The sequence below is a fragment of the Kosakonia sp. BYX6 genome (assembly GCF_038449125.1).
Taxonomy (GTDB): Bacteria; Pseudomonadota; Gammaproteobacteria; order Enterobacterales; family Enterobacteriaceae; genus Kosakonia; species Kosakonia calanthes.
Genome location: NZ_CP151800.1, coordinates 3805123 through 3823080 on the forward strand (window position 1 = coordinate 3805123; position 17958 = coordinate 3823080).

15 protein-coding genes are annotated in these 17958 nt (G+C 55.5%); 7 read left to right on the plus strand and 8 right to left on the minus strand.

All coding sequences use genetic code 11. The features are described 5' to 3' along the window. Window positions 1–52: 52 nt before the first annotated feature. From glnD to AAEY27_RS17930, 3 genes are all read left to right on the plus strand, one after another. Window positions 53–2728, plus strand: a complete 2676-nt coding sequence (glnD, locus tag AAEY27_RS17920) for a bifunctional uridylyltransferase/uridylyl-removing protein GlnD (protein ID WP_342322158.1) — start codon at window positions 53–55, stop codon at window positions 2726–2728. Between the two features lie 34 nt (window positions 2729–2762). After that, a complete protein-coding gene (gene dapD / locus AAEY27_RS17925; protein WP_342322159.1) occupies window positions 2763–3587 on the plus strand; it encodes a 2,3,4,5-tetrahydropyridine-2,6-dicarboxylate N-succinyltransferase in 825 nt (274 codons plus the stop codon). A gap of 121 nt (window positions 3588–3708) precedes the next feature. Beyond that, window positions 3709–4098 carry a DUF3461 family protein gene (locus AAEY27_RS17930; protein ID WP_017457991.1) on the plus strand — a complete coding sequence of 130 codons (390 nt, stop codon included), beginning with the start codon at window positions 3709–3711 and terminating at the stop codon, window positions 4096–4098. A gap of 84 nt (window positions 4099–4182) precedes the next feature. Here AAEY27_RS17930 and cdaR read toward each other — a convergent pair whose 3' ends face one another. From cdaR to dgt, 3 genes are all read right to left on the minus strand, one after another. After that, window positions 4183–5340, minus strand: a complete 1158-nt coding sequence (cdaR, locus tag AAEY27_RS17935; protein WP_342322160.1) for a DNA-binding transcriptional regulator CdaR — start codon at window positions 5338–5340, stop codon at window positions 4183–4185. A gap of 160 nt (window positions 5341–5500) precedes the next feature. Next, a complete protein-coding gene (gene degP, locus AAEY27_RS17940) occupies window positions 5501–6934 on the minus strand; it encodes a serine endoprotease DegP (RefSeq protein ID WP_342322161.1) in 1434 nt (477 codons plus the stop codon). Between the two features lie 135 nt (window positions 6935–7069). Next, on the minus strand, window positions 7070–8584 hold the full coding sequence (gene dgt / locus AAEY27_RS17945; protein WP_342322162.1) for a dGTPase: 1515 nt from the start codon (window positions 8582–8584) through the stop codon (window positions 7070–7072). Between the two features lie 105 nt (window positions 8585–8689). Here dgt and mtnN point away from each other — a divergent pair, with 105 nt between their 5' ends. The 3 genes from mtnN to AAEY27_RS17960 are packed head-to-tail and all read left to right on the plus strand — an operon-like array spanning window position 8690 to window position 10819. Further along, window positions 8690–9388 carry a 5'-methylthioadenosine/S-adenosylhomocysteine nucleosidase gene (mtnN, locus tag AAEY27_RS17950; protein ID WP_342322163.1) on the plus strand — a complete coding sequence of 233 codons (699 nt, stop codon included), beginning with the start codon at window positions 8690–8692 and terminating at the stop codon, window positions 9386–9388. Then, the gene (gene btuF / locus AAEY27_RS17955) at window positions 9381–10181 is read left to right on the plus strand and encodes a vitamin B12 ABC transporter substrate-binding protein BtuF (protein WP_342322164.1); all 801 of its coding nucleotides are present in this window, start codon (window positions 9381–9383) and stop codon (window positions 10179–10181) included. The genes mtnN and btuF overlap by 8 nt, the downstream gene beginning before the upstream one ends. Before the next feature lie 14 nt (window positions 10182–10195). Then, window positions 10196–10819, plus strand: a complete 624-nt coding sequence (locus tag AAEY27_RS17960; protein WP_342322165.1) for a TRIC cation channel family protein — start codon at window positions 10196–10198, stop codon at window positions 10817–10819. 69 nt (window positions 10820–10888) lie between these two features. Here the strand turns inward: AAEY27_RS17960 and erpA are convergent, their stop codons facing one another. Next, window positions 10889–11233: an iron-sulfur cluster insertion protein ErpA gene (gene erpA / locus AAEY27_RS17965; RefSeq protein WP_039057398.1), complete on the minus strand. Its 345-nt coding sequence runs from the start codon at window positions 11231–11233 to the stop codon at window positions 10889–10891. A gap of 81 nt (window positions 11234–11314) precedes the next feature. Next, on the minus strand, window positions 11315–12721 hold the full coding sequence (clcA, locus tag AAEY27_RS17970; protein ID WP_342325630.1) for a H(+)/Cl(-) exchange transporter ClcA: 1407 nt from the start codon (window positions 12719–12721) through the stop codon (window positions 11315–11317). A 146-nt stretch (window positions 12722–12867) separates the two neighbouring features. On the opposite strand from clcA, the gene hemL reads away from it, so the two are divergent. Further along, entirely contained in the window at window positions 12868–14148 is a 1281-nt protein-coding gene (gene hemL / locus AAEY27_RS17975; protein ID WP_342322166.1) for a glutamate-1-semialdehyde 2,1-aminomutase, read from the plus strand. A gap of 113 nt (window positions 14149–14261) precedes the next feature. Here the strand turns inward: hemL and fhuB are convergent, their stop codons facing one another. Genes fhuB through fhuC form a run of 3 tightly spaced genes read right to left on the minus strand, consistent with a single transcriptional unit; the run spans window position 14262 to window position 17928 of the window. After that, a complete protein-coding gene (gene fhuB, locus AAEY27_RS17980) occupies window positions 14262–16244 on the minus strand; it encodes a Fe(3+)-hydroxamate ABC transporter permease FhuB (RefSeq protein WP_342322167.1) in 1983 nt (660 codons plus the stop codon). Then, window positions 16241–17131, minus strand: a complete 891-nt coding sequence (gene fhuD / locus AAEY27_RS17985; protein ID WP_342322168.1) for a Fe(3+)-hydroxamate ABC transporter substrate-binding protein FhuD — start codon at window positions 17129–17131, stop codon at window positions 16241–16243. The genes fhuB and fhuD overlap by 4 nt, the downstream gene beginning before the upstream one ends. Then, complete coding sequence (gene fhuC / locus AAEY27_RS17990; RefSeq protein WP_342322169.1) at window positions 17131–17928, minus strand: Fe3+-hydroxamate ABC transporter ATP-binding protein FhuC; 798 nt, start codon at window positions 17926–17928, stop codon at window positions 17131–17133. Before fhuC ends, fhuD begins: the two co-directional genes overlap by 1 nt. Window positions 17929–17958 lie beyond the last annotated feature (30 nt).

Here is a 17958-nt window from a genome sequence, read left to right on the forward strand (position 1 = left end):
TCTCTTTTAATTTGTTTCGCAGTGTATTCACACGCCAAATGGGTGGCAAATAATGAGCAATCTCTCTTCCGAACAATTCGTCAGCACCGTAAAACCCACCCTTCCCGGTCAGCCTGAACATCCAGGCGTTTGGCCGAAAGACGAACTCAATTGCGCGAGCATTAAAGCGCGTATTGATACTTTTCAGCAGTGGCTGGGGCATGTGTTTGACGCCGGGATTTCGGCCGAGCAATTGATTGAAGCGCGCACCGAGTTTATCGATCAACTCTTGCAGCGTTTATGGCTGGAATACGGTTTTGGTGACGTTGGGGATACCGCGCTGGTTGCGGTCGGCGGTTATGGTCGTGGCGAGTTGCATCCATTATCCGATATCGACTTGCTGATTCTCAGCCGGACAAAATTGCCGGATGAGCAGGCGCAGAAAATCGGTGAGCTACTGACCTTATTGTGGGATGTGAAGCTGGAAGTTGGCCACAGCGTCCGCACGTTTGACGAATGCTTACAGGAAGGTTTATCGGATCTTACCGTCGCTACCAACCTTATCGAATCACGTCTTTTAGTGGGTGATGTTGCACTGTTCCTGGAACTGCAAAAGCACATTTTCAGCGATAATTTCTGGCCTTCCGAAACGTTCTTCCCGGCCAAAGTGGTGGAGCAAAACGAACGTCACCAACGCTATCACGGCACCAGCTATAACCTTGAGCCGGATATAAAAAGCAGCCCCGGCGGCCTGCGCGATATCCATACGTTGCAGTGGGTGGCTCGCCGCCATTTTGGCGCAACTTCGCTGGATGAGATGGTGGGTTTTGGTTTTCTGACCGAAGCCGAACGCAATGAATTGAATGAGTGTCTGCATCTGCTGTGGCGTATTCGCTTCGCGCTGCATTTAGAGGTCAATCGCTACGATAACCGGCTGCTGTTCGACAGGCAGTTAAGCGTCGCTCAGCGTCTGAATTATGTCGGCGAAGGCAACCAGCCCGTTGAACATATGATGAAAGATTTCTTCCGCGTCACCCGCCGCGTGGCGGAACTGAATCAGATGCTGCTCCAGTTGTTCGACGACGCGATTCTGGCGCTGACCACCGATGAGAAACCCCGCCCAATTGATGATGAATTCCAGCTGCGCGGCACGCTGATTGACCTGCGTGATGAAACGCTGTTTATCCGCGAGCCGCAGGCGATTTTACGCATGTTCTACATTATGGTGCGCAACAGCACCATTACCGGCATCTACTCCGCCACGTTGCGCCATCTGCGCCACGCGCGCCGCCATCTGACACAGCCGCTTTGCTACATTGCCGAAGCGCGTTCGATTTTCCTCAGCATGCTGCGCCACCCCGGCGCGGTCAGCCGCGGTTTGCTGCCCATGCACCGCCACAGCGTGTTGTGGGCCTATATGCCGCAGTGGTCGCACATTGTCGGCCAAATGCAGTTCGATCTTTTCCACGCCTACACCGTTGATGAACACACCATTCGCGTGTTGCTGAAGCTGGAGAGTTTTGCCAAAGAGGAGACGCGTAATAAGCATCCGCTCTGTGTCGAGTTGTGGCCGCGCCTTACCCACCCGGAGCTGATTCTGATTGCGGCGTTGTTCCACGATATCGCCAAAGGCCGTGGCGGCGATCACTCGGTGTTAGGTGCGCAGGACGTGCTGAAGTTCGCCGAACTCCACGGGCTGAATTCCCGGGAAACCCAACTGGTGGCCTGGCTGGTGCGTCATCACTTGTTAATGTCGGTAACCGCGCAACGCCGCGATATTCAGGATCCGGAAGTGATCAAACAGTTCGCCGAAGAGGTGCAAACGGAAAACCGCCTGCGCTTCCTCGTCTGCCTGACGGTCGCGGATATCTGCGCAACCAATGAAACGCTGTGGAACAGCTGGAAGCAGAGCCTGTTGCGCGAACTCTATTTCGCCACTGAGAAGCAGCTGCGCCGGGGAATGCAAAACACGCCGGATATGCGCGAGCGCGTGCGCCATCATCAGTTGCAGGCGTTGGCATTACTGCGCATGGATAATATTGATGAAGAGCTGTTGCATCAGATTTGGGCGCGCTGTCGCGCCAACTATTTTGTGCGCCACAGCCCAAACCAACTGGCCTGGCATGCGCGGCATCTGCTGCAACATGATCTCAGTAAGCCGATGATTTTACTCAGCCCACAGGCCACTCGCGGCGGTACGGAGATCTTTATCTGGAGTCCAGACAGACCCTATCTGTTCGCTGCGGTGTGTGCCGAACTCGATAGGCGTAATCTCAGCGTGCATGACGCGCAGATCTTTACCACGCGCGATGGCATGGCGATGGATACCTTTATTGTGCTGGAGCCGGACGGCAGCCCGCTGTCCGCCGATCGCCATGACGCGATCTGCTTCGGGCTGGAGCAAGCGATCACGCAACACACCTGGCAGCCACCGCAGCCGCGTCGTCAACCGGCCAAGTTGCGTCATTTCACCGTCGATACCGAGGTGAATTTCCTGCCGACGCATACCGAAAGAAAATCGTTCCTTGAATTGATTGCCCTTGACCAACCGGGGCTGCTGGCGCGGGTCGGCCAGGTTTTTGCCGACCTTGGAATTTCGCTGCATGGGGCAAGAATTACAACCATTGGTGAGCGAGTAGAAGATTTATTCATAATCGCGACTGCCGACCGGCGTGGCCTTAATAATGTGCTGCAAAAGGAGGTACAACAACGGTTGACAGAGGCCCTCAATCCAAACGATAAAGGGTGATTGTTTTTTTACACAAGATGGAAAGAGTTAAACAATGCAGCAGTTACAGAACGTTATTGAGGCCGCTTTCGAGCGTCGCGCAGAGATTACCCCGGCAAATGTAGATACTGTTACCCGCGAAGCGGTGAACCAGGTTATCGCTCTGCTTGATTCAGGCGCACTGCGCGTCGCAGAAAAAATTGAGGGTCAGTGGGTGACCCACCAGTGGTTGAAGAAAGCCGTTCTGCTCTCTTTTCGCATTAACGATAACCAGGTTATCGACGGTGCGGAAAGCCGCTACTTTGATAAAGTGCCGATGAAATTCGCCGACTATGACGACGCGCGTTTCCAGAAAGAAGGTTTCCGCGTAGTACCGCCAGCCGCGGTGCGCCAGGGTGCATTCATCGCGCGCAACACGGTTCTGATGCCGTCTTACGTTAACATCGGTGCTTTCGTTGACGAAGGAACGATGGTTGATACCTGGGCGACTGTCGGTTCTTGTGCGCAGATCGGTAAAAACGTGCACCTTTCCGGTGGCGTAGGGATTGGTGGCGTTCTGGAGCCATTGCAGGCAAATCCGACTATCATTGAAGATAATTGTTTCATCGGCGCGCGCTCCGAGGTTGTGGAAGGCGTTATCGTTGAAGAAGGTTCTGTGATTTCGATGGGCGTTTATATCGGTCAGAGCACCCGTATTTACGATCGCGAAACCGGTGAAGTGCATTACGGTCGCGTACCGGCTGGCTCCGTGGTTGTTTCCGGCAACCTGCCGTCAAAAGATGGCAAATACAGCCTGTACTGCGCTGTTATCGTGAAAAAAGTGGATGCTAAAACGCGCGGTAAGGTAGGCATTAACGAGTTGCTGCGTACCATCGACTAAGCCTTTCCCTCTCCCTGTTTGGGAGAGGGTGATATATCCCGCCTTTTTTGCATTCATAGGTGGCAAAAATAGATTTTTTCGTTAATTATTCATAGGTTATGTTGAGCTTAAGGGTACCGCTATGTACGATAATCTGAAAAGTTTAGGCATTACCAATCCCGATGAAATCGATCGCTATAGCCTCCGCCAGGAAGCCAATAACGATATCCTGAAAATCTATTTTCATAAGGACAAAGGCGAGTTTTTTGCCAAGAGCGTCAAATTCAAATACCCACGCCAGCGCAAAACGGTGGTCGCCGACGGTGTTGGTCAGGGGTATAAAGAAGTGCAGGAAATTAGCCCGAACCTACGCTATGTCATTGATGAGCTTGATCAAATATGCCAACGCGATCGTACTGAAGTCGATCTGAAACGTAAGATCCTTGACGATTTGCGCCACCTTGAAAGCGTCGTGACCAATAAGATCAACGAAATCGAATCCGATCTTGAGAAATTGACGCGCGGGAAATAACAGCATTACGCCAGATGGCGCTTCGCTTATCAGACCTACACAGCGTTGTAGGCTGGGAAAGCGAAGCCGCCACCCGGCAAAAAATCAGCGTTGCTCGTCCAACTGCAGCGCCACATACAGCAGCAATCTGTCGTCGAAATTCCCCAAATCCAACCCTGTCAGTTCAGAGATCCGATTCAGGCGATATTCCAGAGTATTACGGTGAATAAATAGCGCCTTAGACGTTGCGAGCGGTTGCACATTGTGACGAAACCAAGCCGCCAGCGTCCGGCGCAACAAACCATTATTGTCCATCGCTTTTAAGCGCGATAACGGGCGCGCCAGTTCATTGGCCTGCCAGCCACCACGCAAGCTGTCGAGCAGCACTGGCAACATCAAATCCTGGTAAAAATAACTCCGGCTTTCCGGCATGCGCTGCTTACCCACCATCATGGTGGTGCGCGCCGTACGGTAGGAACGCGCAATGCTGCCTGGGCCAGTAAAGTAGTTCCCCAGCGCGACGCGAAAACGCAACTGGCCATTCTCTTTCATACGCGTGATCAGCTGTTCCACGCGCTTGCGATGATCTTCAGCATCCCAGCGGCCAAACTGATTCAATGCGGGTTTCAGCACCACCATCTCGGTGAGCGAGACAATGGCGATCAAGTTATTACGCTCCGGCGTGGTCAGGGCGTTTTGCAGTTGCTGCAACTCCGCCATTGCGCTGTCTACGCCCAACTGACCGCTGTCGACTTCTACCACCGCGACCACACGCGGCTGGTTTAGATCAATGCCTAAACGCTGCGCCCACTCAGTGAGTGCGGGAGTATGCTCTTCGGCCTGAATCAGGTTCATCACTAGCTCTTCGCGCAGGCGGCTATCCTGCGCCAGCAAATGCATCAGACGGGACTGTTCCAGCATCATTTCGGCGGTCATACAGACTAATTCGCCATATTTGCGCAATGTTTCGGGCTCGCCCGTCAGACCGATAACACCGACAATTTCACCTTCCAGACGCAATGGCAGGTTGATACCCTGACGCACACCATGCAGATGGCGCGCCACGGCGTCATCGATATCGACAACGCGTCCCTGAGAAAGCACCAGCAATGCACCTTCGTGCAATTCCCCAATTCGTTCCCGGTCACCACTTCCGATGATGCGGCCACGTGCATCCATCACGTTAATGTTTGTATCAATGATGCGCATCGTGCGCGCCACGATATCCTGTGCCATTTTGGTATCAAGATGCCAGCCAGCCATGTAACCCTCCCCTGTGCAGAGCCCAAGCATATGGGAGAACACAATAGTCTGCATTGTGCAGATGCACAAAGCGGAGGCGAGAAGTGTGAAGTTGTGGAAGGCCTCACAAAATAAATGGAAAGCCCCTCCTCCCATGAATCGGGAAGAGGGTTTTGAAGGGTTACTGCATCAGAAGATAGATGGAGGTATCACCACGCTGGATGTTCAACGCCAGCACAGAAGGTTTGCTGTCGAGGATTTTGCGCAACTCAGCGATGTTTTTCACCGGCTGCTGGTTCGCACCGAGAATCACATCACCTTTTTTCAGGCCGATTTGCGCAGCCGGGGTGTTGGGTTTCACCGCGTTAACCACTACGCCGCCATCTTTACCTTTGTTGCTCATTTCCGCACCTTCAATACCGCTGAAGATGGTGCTGGATTCCACCTGATTCTGGCTGCTTTGTTGCAGCTCCAGCGTGATATTCACCGGCTTGCCGTCACGCAGCATACCGAGCGCGACTTTGCTACCGATCGGCATAGAACCGACTTCGGCACGCAGCGCCGCAAAGCTGCTGATAGGTTTACCGTTCAGAGAGGTAATCACGTCACCCGCTTTCACACCGGCTTTCGCCGCAGCGGAATTTGGCATCACCTGGCTGACGAACGCACCGCGCTGGGCATCGACTTTCATCGCTTTCGCCAGCTCTGAGTTCAGCTCGGTTCCCAAAATACCCAGTTCACCGCGACGCACCTGGCCGTACTGCACCATCTGCCCAGTAAGGCTTTTCACCATATTACTCGGGATAGCGAAGCCGATACCGATGTTGCCGCCGTCCGGCGCGAGAATAGCGGTGTTGATACCAATCAGTTCACCGTTCAGGTTAACCAGCGCGCCACCGGAGTTACCGCGGTTAATCGCGGCGTCAGTCTGAATAAAGTTTTCGTAGTTTTGCGCGTTCAGACCGCTGCGGCCCAGCGCAGAAACGATCCCGGATGTCACGGTTTCACCCAGACCGAACGGGTTACCAATTGCGACGGTGTAATCACCCACGCGCAGCGCATCGGAATCCGCCAGTTTAATTGCGGTCAGGTTTTTCGGATCCTGGATTTGAATCAGAGCGATATCAGAACGCGGGTCTTTACCCACTACTTTGGCGTCAAATTTACGCCCGTCGCTCAGTTGTACTTTGATGGTGCTGGCGTTATCAACAACGTGATTGTTGGTGACCACATAGCCTTTCGCCGCATCAATAATCACCCCGGAACCCAGCGCCATAAATTTCTGCTGCTGGCCGCCGCCCTGCCCGTCCTGACCACCACCCTGACAGAATGGAGAACTCTGGAACGGTGAACCGTCCTGACAGAACGGTGAATTATCACCAAAGAACTGCTGGAAGTTGCGCGGCATGCGCGGCGTATTTACGGTGGTGCTGCCTTCGACATTAATACTCACGACCGACGGCATAACTTTTTCCAGCATCGGCGCGAGGCTTGGCATTTGCTGCGATGTTGTGGCTGTAGAAGATACTGTTTCCGCTGCCATAGCAGACAGTGGAGACAGCGCTAAACTTAAACTCAAAGCCAGTGCACTCATTGCTAACGTGGTTTTTTTCATGTCTCTCAATCTCATTACTGATTAACGCGAACTGCTGTGTATGTGTCACTCAGAGTCGATTTATAGCGTGAAGTTCAGGCCTTAAGCGTCTGGAAAAAGTAAAAATTTATTGTCGTTCTTTACAATTGAGCGGTGTTATTCCACCGCCATCAAACGACGATATTCATCCCATGAATATAGATCGGTCATGCCGCTGATATAATCCTGAATTAATCGACAACGGTGATAATACTCCAGCACCGGGTACTCTGCCGTGTCAGGCGATAATTTACTTACCGCTTCGACATAGGCCAGCCGGTGGCGCGTCGACAGTTTATGAAACAGGCGCGATTCAATCGGGAAACGACGCAGACGCTCTTTTTCCACCAGCTCGGTAAAGTCCGCCAGCGATAATTGCAACAACGGGCGGTAAATTTCCAGCAATCCACTGATGACGCGGTAACCCTGTAATTCCAGTTGCTCAACATCGGGATGGCTGAACACCTGTTTAATGGCGACGTTTTTATATAATTCAAGGAGCTGGCTAAATCCGCTGTCATCTTCCAACAGCGCATGATTGAATTCGCCGTTAAAAATCTGCGGTAAGTTATCAATAAAACGTTGTGCCGCGTAAGGCACCAGTTTATTGAGCGTGTTGACGCGCAAATACATAAAGAATTGATCTTCTGCGCTGCGGCTCATGGAATTAACGCGCGATTTATCCCAGGCATTTTCCACAACCTGAGCAAACAGCGAGCCTTTTTCATGCGTGCCCCAGGCGTCATAAAGATGCTGATAAAGTTGCTCCGCCGTGAAAATTCGTTTTTCCACCGCATCTTCCAAATCGGCCACGCAATAAGAGATATCGTCTGCGGCTTCCATTATCCACGTCAATGGAAAGCGACTATAAGTGTCGAGGTTTAATTCTTTACGTAACCGCTCAACATAGGCTTCTTCAGAGAAATAATAACCGGGTTTTTTCATTAAATAACTGTGAGATGCCGGCGGTTCACCCACCCACCATGCCGGACGTGTGTATTTTAAAATACAGCCGACCTGCGCCCAGGTCAGATTCATGCGCATGAGGGTGTGCACCATGCGAATACCCTGCGCATTACCTTCAAACTGGCTTAAATCATGGCGCACTTTTCTGCGTAACGTATTGAGACTGTCTTCGCCTTCGCGCAGGCGCAACGCAACCACTTCACAACGATCGTCCGACAACGGTTGGCTAACGGCGTCGTCCGGGGACAAACGCTGGCGGAACCAGTCATTGATCGCCGCTTCGCCAAAATGACCGAACGGTGGGTTGCCGATGTCGTGCATCAGGCAGGCCATCTCAACGATACTTTCAAAAGGCCCCGTCAACTCATCCAGGCCGTACGTTTCCAGCAGGCGCTGCTCTTTCAGGCGGCTGAGGATCTCTTTGGCGATATAGCGCCCAACTTGCTGCACTTCAAGAGAATGTGTCAGACGCGTGCGCACCGCCGCGTTGCGCTCCAGAGGAAAAACCTGGGTCTTTTGCTGCAATCGTCGAATGGCGGGAGAATTGATGATGCGTCCACGATCGCTTTCAAAAATACGCAGGATTTCGTGCTCGGTTTTCACGCCCTGCGGCGAACGATAACGACGATGCCAGTTTATCTTGTTGCGAAAATCGATCTCGGCCATTTCCTCTCCTGTGCATAGCCTCACGGGTATCATGCAATTGTGTATGCCATGATAGACTATGCCTCGAAAACGTAATCCTGTCTTATCACATTAGCGAGTATCTCCATGAAAATTGGCATCATTGGTGCAATGGAAGAAGAAGTTACGCTGCTGCGTGACAAAATCGAGAACCGTCAAACGCTGAATATTGGCGGGAGCGAAATCTACACCGGTACGCTAAATGGTACAGAAGTCGCACTGCTGAAATCAGGTATTGGCAAAGTGGCCGCCGCGATGGGCGCAACCTTGCTGCTGGAACGTTGTAAGCCGGATGTGATTATCAACACAGGCTCTGCGGGCGGTCTGGCCGCGACACTGAAAGTGGGTGATATCGTGGTTTCCGACGAAGCGCGTTATCACGATGCCGATGTTACCGCTTTTGGCTATGAATATGGCCAGTTGCCAGGTTGCCCGGCAGGCTTTAAAGCCGACGGCAAACTGGTTGCGGCGGCAGAAGCCTGCATCGGCGAGCTGAAACTGAATGCGGTACGCGGGCTGATTGTCAGCGGCGATGCGTTTATCAATGGTTCTGTGGGTCTGGCAAAAATTCGTCACAACTTCCCGCAGGCGATTGCCGTGGAAATGGAAGCGACCGCGATTGCGCATGTCTGCCATAACTTTGGCGTGCCGTTTGTGGTGGTTCGCGCCATTTCTGATGTGGCGGATCAGCAATCCCACCTGAGCTTTGATGAGTTCCTGGTGGTGGCTGCGAAGCAATCCAGCCTGATGGTTGAAACCCTGGTGCAGAAACTGGCACGTGGCTAACCCTCTTTTCAGGGCGCTTGTCGCCCTGCTCATTTTTCTGCCGGCGTGGCTTTTCGCCGCACCACGCGTGATCTCCCTCTCTCCGGCCAATACCGAACTGGTGTTCGCGGCGGGTATCACGCCCGTTGGCGTCAGCAGTTATTCGGATTACCCGCCAGAAGCGGCGCATATTGAGCAAGTCGCCAGCTGGCAAGGGATGAACCTCGAACGCATTGTCGCGCTAAAACCTGACCTGGTGCTGGCCTGGCGCGGCGGCAATACGGAACGTCAGGTTAATCAACTCAAGCAGTTTGGTATCACCATAATGTGGGTCGATGCGATCACCATCGAGCAGGTGGCGGAAACGCTGCGTAAGCTGGCGGCTTATAGCCCGCATCCACAGCAGGCTGAACAGGCGGCGCAACAGTTGCTGGCTAAGTACAACGAACTTAAATCCCATTACGCCAGCCTGCCGAAAAAACGCGTGTTTATGCAATTTGGTGCGCAGCCGCTGTTTACCAGTGGAAAAGGATCGATTCAAAACCAGGTGCTGGAGCTGTGCGGCGGGGAAAATATCTTTGCCGCCAGCCACGTGCCGTGGCCGCAGGTCAGCCGCGAGCAAGTGCTGGCGCGTCAACCGCAAGCGATAGTGCTAGCGGGCGATAAACAACAGATTCCTAAAATTAAGCAATACTGGCGAAATCAGCTGGATGTACCGATTATTTCTCTGCACGGCGACTGGTTTGAACGGGCAAGCCCGCGTATTATCCTCGCCGCTCAACAACTCTGCACTGCCCTTGCGCAGGTGAAATAACCGGGGAATCAACCATGCTGGTCTACTGGCTGGATATTATCGGTACCGCTGTTTTTGCCATCTCAGGCGTTCTGCTTGCCGGAAAATTACGGATGGATCCGTTCGGCGTGCTGGTGCTAGGCGTGGTGACGGCGGTCGGTGGCGGGACGATCCGCGATATGGCGCTGGCGCACGGTCCGGTTTTCTGGGTGAAAGATCCCACCGATTTAGTGGTTGCAATGGTGACCTGCATGTTGACCATCGCGCTGGTGCGTCAGCCGCGCCGCTTGCCGAAATGGGTGTTGCCGGTGCTGGATGCCGTGGGTCTGGCGGTGTTTGTCGGGATTGGCGTGAATAAAGCGTTTATGGCGGAAACCGGCCCGCTGGTCGCCATTTGTATGGGTGTCGTGACCGGTGTCGGCGGCGGGATAATTCGTGATGTACTGGCGCGTGAAATACCGATGATCCTGCGTACCGAAATTTACGCCACGGCCTGTATTGCAGGCGGGATCGTGCATGCGTCGGCGTTTTACTTCTTTGGCGTGCCACTGGAATCAGCCAGTATGCTGGGGATGGTAGTGACGTTGGGGATTCGTCTTGCGGCAATTCGCTGGCACCTAAAGTTGCCTACTTTTGCGCTAGATGAGTCGGGACGTTGACGTTTTGAGTACCGGAGCATTATCCGGCCTACGAAGCCCGGTAAGCGAAGCGCCACCGGGCATTACGTATCAGATGCTGAACGAGGAACCACAGCCGCAGGTGCTGGTTGCGTTCGGGTTAGTCACCACAAAGCGGGAACCTTCCAGACCTTCGGTGTAATCCACCGAACCGCCCACCAGATATTGCAGGCTCATCGGGTCGACCACCAGGCCAACGCCCTGCTTCTCAATGGTCATATCACCCTCGTTGATTTGGTCATCAAAGGTAAAACCATATTGGAAGCCGCTGCAACCACCACCGGTGATGTAAACACGCAGTTTCAGATTAGGGTTATCTTCGTCCGCAATCAGGTTTTTTACTTTGCTGGCTGCTGCGTCGGTAAATTGCAGCGGCAGCGCTACGTCATCACTCATGTCTTGCTCCCATTGATACGAAGATCTGGGCAAATATTAACCCGATCATTGCGGCTATTATCCAATACGGTATTAAATCGTTCAAGTATTCTCCCGCCGCTGCTCACTGTCACTGGCGGCTTCCTGCCTGGCAAGTGTACGTGCCAGGATGGCGGAATAGAGCGGTTTCCCGCCCAAAAACTGCGCTAACAGTGTCGCACCAAGACAAGTAATGATCATTGGCAAAATAAGCTGATAATTGTCAGTCATTTCCAAAACTAGCACAATTCCGGTCAACGGCGCACGTAGCGAAGCGGCTAATAACGCCCCCATTCCGGCGATGGCAAACGTCGCGGCATCCAGCTGGTAATGGGGAAAAACCGCGACGCTCGCACTACCAAACGCCATCCCCAACACTGTTCCCAACGCCAGCATTGGCGCGAAAATCCCGCCCGGCGCACCGGAGCTAAAGCACAGCAATGTCGTCGCCACGCGGATAAGAAAAATAAACAGCAACGCGCCAACGGTGTAATTCCCGGCGGAGGCAATGGGGATCAGCGCAAAACCGCCGCCCGAGAGCGCCGGCGCCATCAATCCCAGCACGCCGCAGGTTCCGCCAATCAGCCCGCCGACCAGCACCCATTTCCCGGTACGCCCGCCGTGAATACGCTGAAACAGATCCTGCGTGCGCAATATCAGCGTATTGAACAACGGCCCGATGCAGCCAAATACCATACCCAACAGCAGATAGAGCCACAACGTGTTGACGGGCGCATTGCTCAGCTTACCCACGTCGATAACCGCGGCTTCGCCATTAAACAGGCGAAACACAATGCTCGACATAATCACGCCGGTAAAGACCGCTTTGATGGAGATGAGGTTGTAATGAAACTGCGATCGCATCTCTTCAATGATGAACAAAATGCCTGCCAGCGGAGCGTTGAACGCTGCGGAAAGCCCCGCCGCCGCGCCGGTCGCCAGCAAGGTATGGCGCGCTTCACCGCTGCGTAAGTGAAACAGATCGCCCACCATACGCCCGATATTACCGCCAATCTGTACCGTCGGCCCTTCACGCCCCAGCACCATTCCGGCACCCAGCGTGCCCATACCGCCAAAGAATTTCACCGGTAAAACGCGCCACCAGCGCACCGGGCGCAACTCTTCCAATGCGCCTTCAATTTCAGGGATCCCGGAACCCCCCGCTTCCGGTGCGAATCGTCGCACCAGAAAATAGCCAATCATCGCCAGCACGGCTGAACCCAAAAAGGCGAGCGGCCAGACAATCGCGCTATTCGCCACCTGTGCCAGCGCGCCGATGCGCATGTTTAGCACGGCGTTGACGGCCTTTTCAAAGGCGACGCCCACCAGCCCGGTGAGCGTCCCGACGATGGCCGCAACGACCAGAATCACCAGCGGCGTTTTATCGCGCTGCAACATCTGGCGCAGGATATCTCTGCGTCGCCGCCGCTCAACCTGCTGTTGTTCGAATGAAGGGGTTTTCTCTGACATGGTTTTCAGTAAGTCATACAAAAGAGGCCATTGTAGCCAGCCTTCGCCAGCACGTCGCGGGGAAAATCCCGGCAAAACTTTCATAACATTCCCGTAATCACATAGAATGACCGGCACAGATTTTTCCACGAACCAGGAATGAAAGCATGAGTAAGTCTGAAAACCTCTATAACGCAGCGCGCCAGCTTATCCCCGGCGGTGTCAATTCACCGGTACGCGCCTTCACCGGCGTTGGCGGTACGCCGCTGTTTATCGAGCGTGCTGACGGTGCTTATTTATACGATGCCGACGGCAAAGCCTATATCGATTACGTCGGCTCCTGGGGGCCAATGGTGCTCGGCCACAACCATCCTGCCATTCGTAACGCGGTGATTGAAGCCGCCAGCCGTGGTCTGAGTTTCGGCGCACCGACGGAGATGGAAGTCAAAATGGCGGAACTGGTGACCGAACTGGTGCCGACCATGGACATGGTGCGCATGGTGAACTCCGGTACCGAAGCGACCATGAGCGCCATCCGCCTGGCGCGCGGTTTCACCGGCCGCGACAAAATCATCAAATTCGAAGGGTGTTACCACGGTCACGCCGATTGCCTGCTGGTGAAAGCCGGTTCCGGCGCATTGACCCTCGGCCAGCCTAACTCACCGGGCGTTCCGGCGGATTTCGCCAAGCACACTCTGACTTGCACCTACAACGATCTTCAATCCGTCCGCGCGGCGTTCGAGCAGTATCCGCAGGAGATCGCCTGCATCATCGTTGAGCCGGTCGCCGGGAATATGAACTGTGTGCCGCCGAAGCTTGAGTTCCTGCCGGGTCTGCGTGACTTGTGCGATGAGTTCGGCGCGCTGTTAATTATTGATGAAGTGATGACCGGTTTCCGCGTCGCGCTGGCAGGCGCGCAGGCCCACTATGGTGTGGTGCCGGATCTGACGTGTCTTGGCAAAATCATCGGCGGCGGTATGCCGGTGGGCGCATTTGGCGGTCGTCGCGACGTGATGGAAGCGCTGGCACCGACCGGGCCGGTCTACCAGGCGGGAACACTCTCCGGTAACCCGATTGCGATGGCGGCGGGCTACGCCTGTTTAACCGAAGTGGCGCAGGTGGGTGTACATGAAACCCTGAACGATCTCACCACATTGCTGGCCGACGGCCTGATTGATGCGGCGCAAAGCCAGGGCATTTCGCTGGTGGTGAACCACGTTGGCGGCATGTTCGGCCTGTTCTTTACCGATGCGCAGGAAGTCACCTGCTACCAGGACGTTGTGGCGTGCGACGTGGAACGCTTTAAGCGCTTCTTCCACCTGATGCTGGAAGAGGGTATTTATTTCGCGCCGTCGGCATTTGAAGCGGGCTTTATGTCCGTCGCCCACAGCGAAGAGGATATCCGCAACACGGTTGATGCGGCACGCCGCGTGTTCGCGAAACTGTAACTGTTTACCAGGAACTCCGTAAACATGTAGGCCGGATAAACGCAGTGCCATCCGGCGAATTGCCCGGTGGCGCTAACGCTTACCGGGCCTACACAATCCATACCTCTAATCGCCTAGCGACTCTGCTTTCTCAACAGATAGATAAAGTACGGCGCGCCGATAAAGGTCGACAGCAGCCCCGCCGGGATCTGGAATGGAAACAGCAACATCCGCCCGCACCAGTCCGCGAACACCAGCAATAAACCCCCAACCAGCGCCGACATCACCATATGCGGCATCGTGCGCCGAAAGCCCATCATACGGGCGATATGCGGCGCCATCAGGCCAACAAAACTGAGCGGCCCGATCGTCATTGTCGCCGTCGCCGTCAGTGCCGCCGCCAACAGCAGCAGCGCCACGCGTGACGACGTTAACGCCATTCCCACCGAGCGCGACGTATCACCGCCGAGCGGTAAAATCATCAGCCAGCGGCGACACAGCGGCGTCAGCGCCAGCAAGATAACCATCATCACACTGCTGCGCAGCACCTGTTCACCAGAAGCGTTATAGGTACTGCCGGCGATCCACGTCAGGATCTCCGCCATGCGCGGGTCGCCGCTTGCCTGCAACATCATCAGCAACATGGTAAATGCCGTGCTCAGCGCCATCCCCGCCAGCAACATCCGGTGCGGCGAGAAACCGCCGCGCCCGGCGGCGAGCATGATGATCAATAACGTGCCCGCCGCGCCGAGGCTCCCGGCGGGCATCAACCAACCGAAGGCGTTACCCGGTACAAAGAACAGCATCAGCACCACGCCAAACGCCGCGCCGGAACTGATCCCTAACACTTCCGGGCTGGCCATTGGGTTGCCGGTCAGACGCTGAATAATACAGCCCGCCACCGCCAGCATCACACCGGCGGTCAGCGCGGCGATAATGCGCGGCCAGCGCCACGGCATTAACTCTTCAAGCAACGTGCCGCTGGCCCAGTGCCAGCCTTGCGCATCGCGCCCAAAGCTTAACGCCACGCCCATTGCCAGCAGCAACAACACCAAACCGCCCAGCGCAAACCACAGCACATGCTGGCGTTCAGCCGCCACTTTATCGCCGGCGTCCATCGCCGGTGTGTTCATGCTGCGCAGGCGCGGCAACAACCACAGCAACAACGGTGCGCCAATAAGCGCGGTGATCGACCCGGTGGAGACTTCCATCCACACGCGCGTTAACCACCAAATAACCTGGTCAGAAAGCCAGAGGATCAGCGCACCAATCACCGGCGCCAAAATCAGGCGCGCCAGCAGCCGACGCGCGCCGAGCATTTTCGCGAGCAACGGCGCGAACAGACCGATAAAACCAATAATGCCCACCGCGTTAACCAGCAGCGCACTCAACGCGATCGCCAGCGTCAGCGCCGCCAGCCGCGCCATCGACAGCGCCAGGCCGAGATTACGCGCAACGCCATCGTCCAGCCCCATCAAAGTCAGTGGGCGCAACAGCAACAGCGTCAACACTGCACAGCCGAGCAACTGCGGCCACAGGCTCTGGGCGATGCTCCAGTCCGTTTGCGTGAGCGTACCGGTGCTCCATAAGAACATGCTTTGCAATTGATCGTGATGAAACAGCACCAGCAGCTGATTGATAGCACCGCAATACAAGCTAACAACCAAACCCGCGAGGATCAGCGTGACCGGCGATAAACGCTTACCCCAGGCGACCCCGAACACCAGCGCCCCGACCGCACAGGCCCCGATCAGCGCCGCAAACTGCGAAGCCATCACGCCGGGAATCGCCCACAGCGTGGTAATGGTGATCCCCAGTTGCGCGCCAGTGGCGACACCGAGCGTTGTGGGTTCCGCTAATGGGTTACGCAACACTTGCTGGAACAGAACGCCGACCAGGCCAAGCCCCGCGCCAACCAGCAGCGACACCGCCAGCCGTGGCAGTAGGCTGTAATGGAACAGCATCTGATTAATGAGATTGATGTCGGGCGCACGCAGCGCCTGCCCCCACTGTTCGCGCGGCAAAGCGATATTTAAATTGGCCCAGGTCAGCCAGGCGGCGGCGATAAACAGCACCGCCAGCAGCAACGCCGGGAAACGGGCGATACGTCGGCTCATGCCCGGCCTCCGAGCGCGTTATCCAGCACGCGGGTGAAATGCATCGCCGACAACGTTGCGCCATAGAACCACACCGCAGGCACGCGCTGAAAACGCCCGGCCCGCACAAACGGCATCGCCTGCCACAGCGGCGTTGCCATCAACGTACGCATGTCTTGTTCATTGTTGTGATCGAAGCAAATGACATCGACATCTTTGTATTCGGCAAGCCGGTCGATGCCGATCGCCACACTGCCCCAAAAAGTGGTTTCCCCATGCCAGGCATTGCGGATGCCTACTCTGTCGAGCACTTCCTGAAACAGGCAGTTTTCGGAGAACACCAGCACATGGCGCGGATCGAGCAAGGTGATCATCAACAGCGGGCGATCGCCACGGCGGGCGAAATGCGCTTTTGTGCTATCAACCAGCGCATCAAACGCATCAAGATGTTTTTTTGCCGCCACTTCTTTATTGAGCAGTTGCGCCATCTCGTTCAGGGAACGCCGGGCCATGGTGAGCGGTTTTTTTCCATCGCTGAATGTGAAACCGCGCCCCGGCGCGATGGTCGCCAGTTTGGCTTCCGACGGACCATAACCCGCCGACCACACCAGCAAAGAGGGTTTCATTTGCGTCAGCAATTCGAGGTTCGGTTCGGTGCGCAAACCAACGTCAATCACCGAATCAGGCAAAGAAGGCTCGTTGACCCAGATGTTGTAATCGTGGACATCGGCGACGCCATACGGCATGACGCCGAGCGCCAGCAGCAGTTCCACCGGCAGCCATTCAAGCGCCACAATGCGCTTTGGATCAACCGCCGCCGCATGCGCGCCGCGCAGGTTCCACAGCAACGGAGAGAGTGCCATCGCCGTCAGCAAGCGACGACGGCTAAGAGAAGGTAAACCGGCCATCAGTAGACAAAACTCACCGGAGCCGCACCAGCCGGATGCGGCAGGATCCCCATTGGGATGCCGTAAATTTGTTCCAGCGTCTCGGCGCGCATTAACGCATCCGGTGAGCCTTCTGCAATCATTTCACCGCCGCGCAGCGCCACCAAATAGTCGCAATAGCGCGCCGCCATATTGATATCGTGCAACACCGCAATTACCGTCAGCCCACGCTGTTGGCTCAGGCGATGCACCAGCGCCAGCACATCAACCTGATGGGCGATATCCAGCGCGGAAGTCGGTTCATCTAACAGCAGGCAACGGCTATCTTGCGCCACGAGCATGGCAATCCACGCACGCTGACGTTCGCCGCCGGAGAGGCTATCCACCAGGCGATGCGCCAGCGGTTTCAGCCCCACCAGCGCAATGGCTTCTTCCACTTTTTCCCGGTCGGCGACACCAAAACGCCCCAGCGCACCGTGCCACGGATAACGCCCAATCGCCACCAGTTCGCGCACCGTCATCCCTTCGGCCTGCGGCAACTGCTGCGGCAGGTAAGCCACTTTGCGGGCAAATGCCTTGCTGTTCCAGCTCTCCAGCGGCTGCGCGTCGAGCAGGATATCCCCGTCGGACGGCGGCTGATGGCGGCCAAGCATTTTAAGCAGTGTGGATTTTCCCGAGCCGTTGTGGCCAATCAGGCCGGTCACCTTCCCAACCGGAAAGGTCAACGACAGCGGGTGCAGCAGTGTGCGTCCCGGCACGCGAAAGGTGACATCGGTCAGTTGAAAGGTGGTATCGGGAAGCGTTTTGTTTTCCTGCATGGTAGCCAACTTGTCAGAGGGCACGGCGAA

Excerpts from the sequence above, each read along its gene's own strand:
- glnD (WP_342322158.1), top strand. The coding sequence starts at position 53 with ATGAGCAATCTCTCTTCCGAACAATTCGTCAGCACCGTAAAACCCACC.
- dapD (WP_342322159.1), top strand. The coding sequence starts at position 2,763 with ATGCAGCAGTTACAGAACGTTATTGAGGCCGCTTTCGAGCGTCGCGCA.
- AAEY27_RS17930 (WP_017457991.1), top strand. The coding sequence starts at position 3,709 with ATGTACGATAATCTGAAAAGTTTAGGCATTACCAATCCCGATGAAATC.
- cdaR (WP_342322160.1), bottom strand. The coding sequence starts at position 5,340 with ATGGCTGGCTGGCATCTTGATACCAAAATGGCACAGGATATCGTGGCG.
- degP (WP_342322161.1), bottom strand. The coding sequence starts at position 6,934 with ATGAAAAAAACCACGTTAGCAATGAGTGCACTGGCTTTGAGTTTAAGT.
- dgt (WP_342322162.1), bottom strand. The coding sequence starts at position 8,584 with ATGGCCGAGATCGATTTTCGCAACAAGATAAACTGGCATCGTCGTTAT.
- mtnN (WP_342322163.1), top strand. The coding sequence starts at position 8,690 with ATGAAAATTGGCATCATTGGTGCAATGGAAGAAGAAGTTACGCTGCTG.
- AAEY27_RS17960 (WP_342322165.1), top strand. The coding sequence starts at position 10,196 with ATGCTGGTCTACTGGCTGGATATTATCGGTACCGCTGTTTTTGCCATC.
- erpA (WP_039057398.1), bottom strand. The coding sequence starts at position 11,233 with ATGAGTGATGACGTAGCGCTGCCGCTGCAATTTACCGACGCAGCAGCC.
- clcA (WP_342325630.1), bottom strand. The coding sequence starts at position 12,721 with ATGTCAGAGAAAACCCCTTCATTCGAACAACAGCAGGTTGAGCGGCGG.
- hemL (WP_342322166.1), top strand. The coding sequence starts at position 12,868 with ATGAGTAAGTCTGAAAACCTCTATAACGCAGCGCGCCAGCTTATCCCC.
- fhuB (WP_342322167.1), bottom strand. The coding sequence starts at position 16,244 with ATGAGCCGACGTATCGCCCGTTTCCCGGCGTTGCTGCTGGCGGTGCTG.
- fhuD (WP_342322168.1), bottom strand. The coding sequence starts at position 17,131 with ATGGCCGGTTTACCTTCTCTTAGCCGTCGTCGCTTGCTGACGGCGATG.
- fhuC (WP_342322169.1), bottom strand. The coding sequence starts at position 17,928 with ATGCAGGAAAACAAAACGCTTCCCGATACCACCTTTCAACTGACCGAT.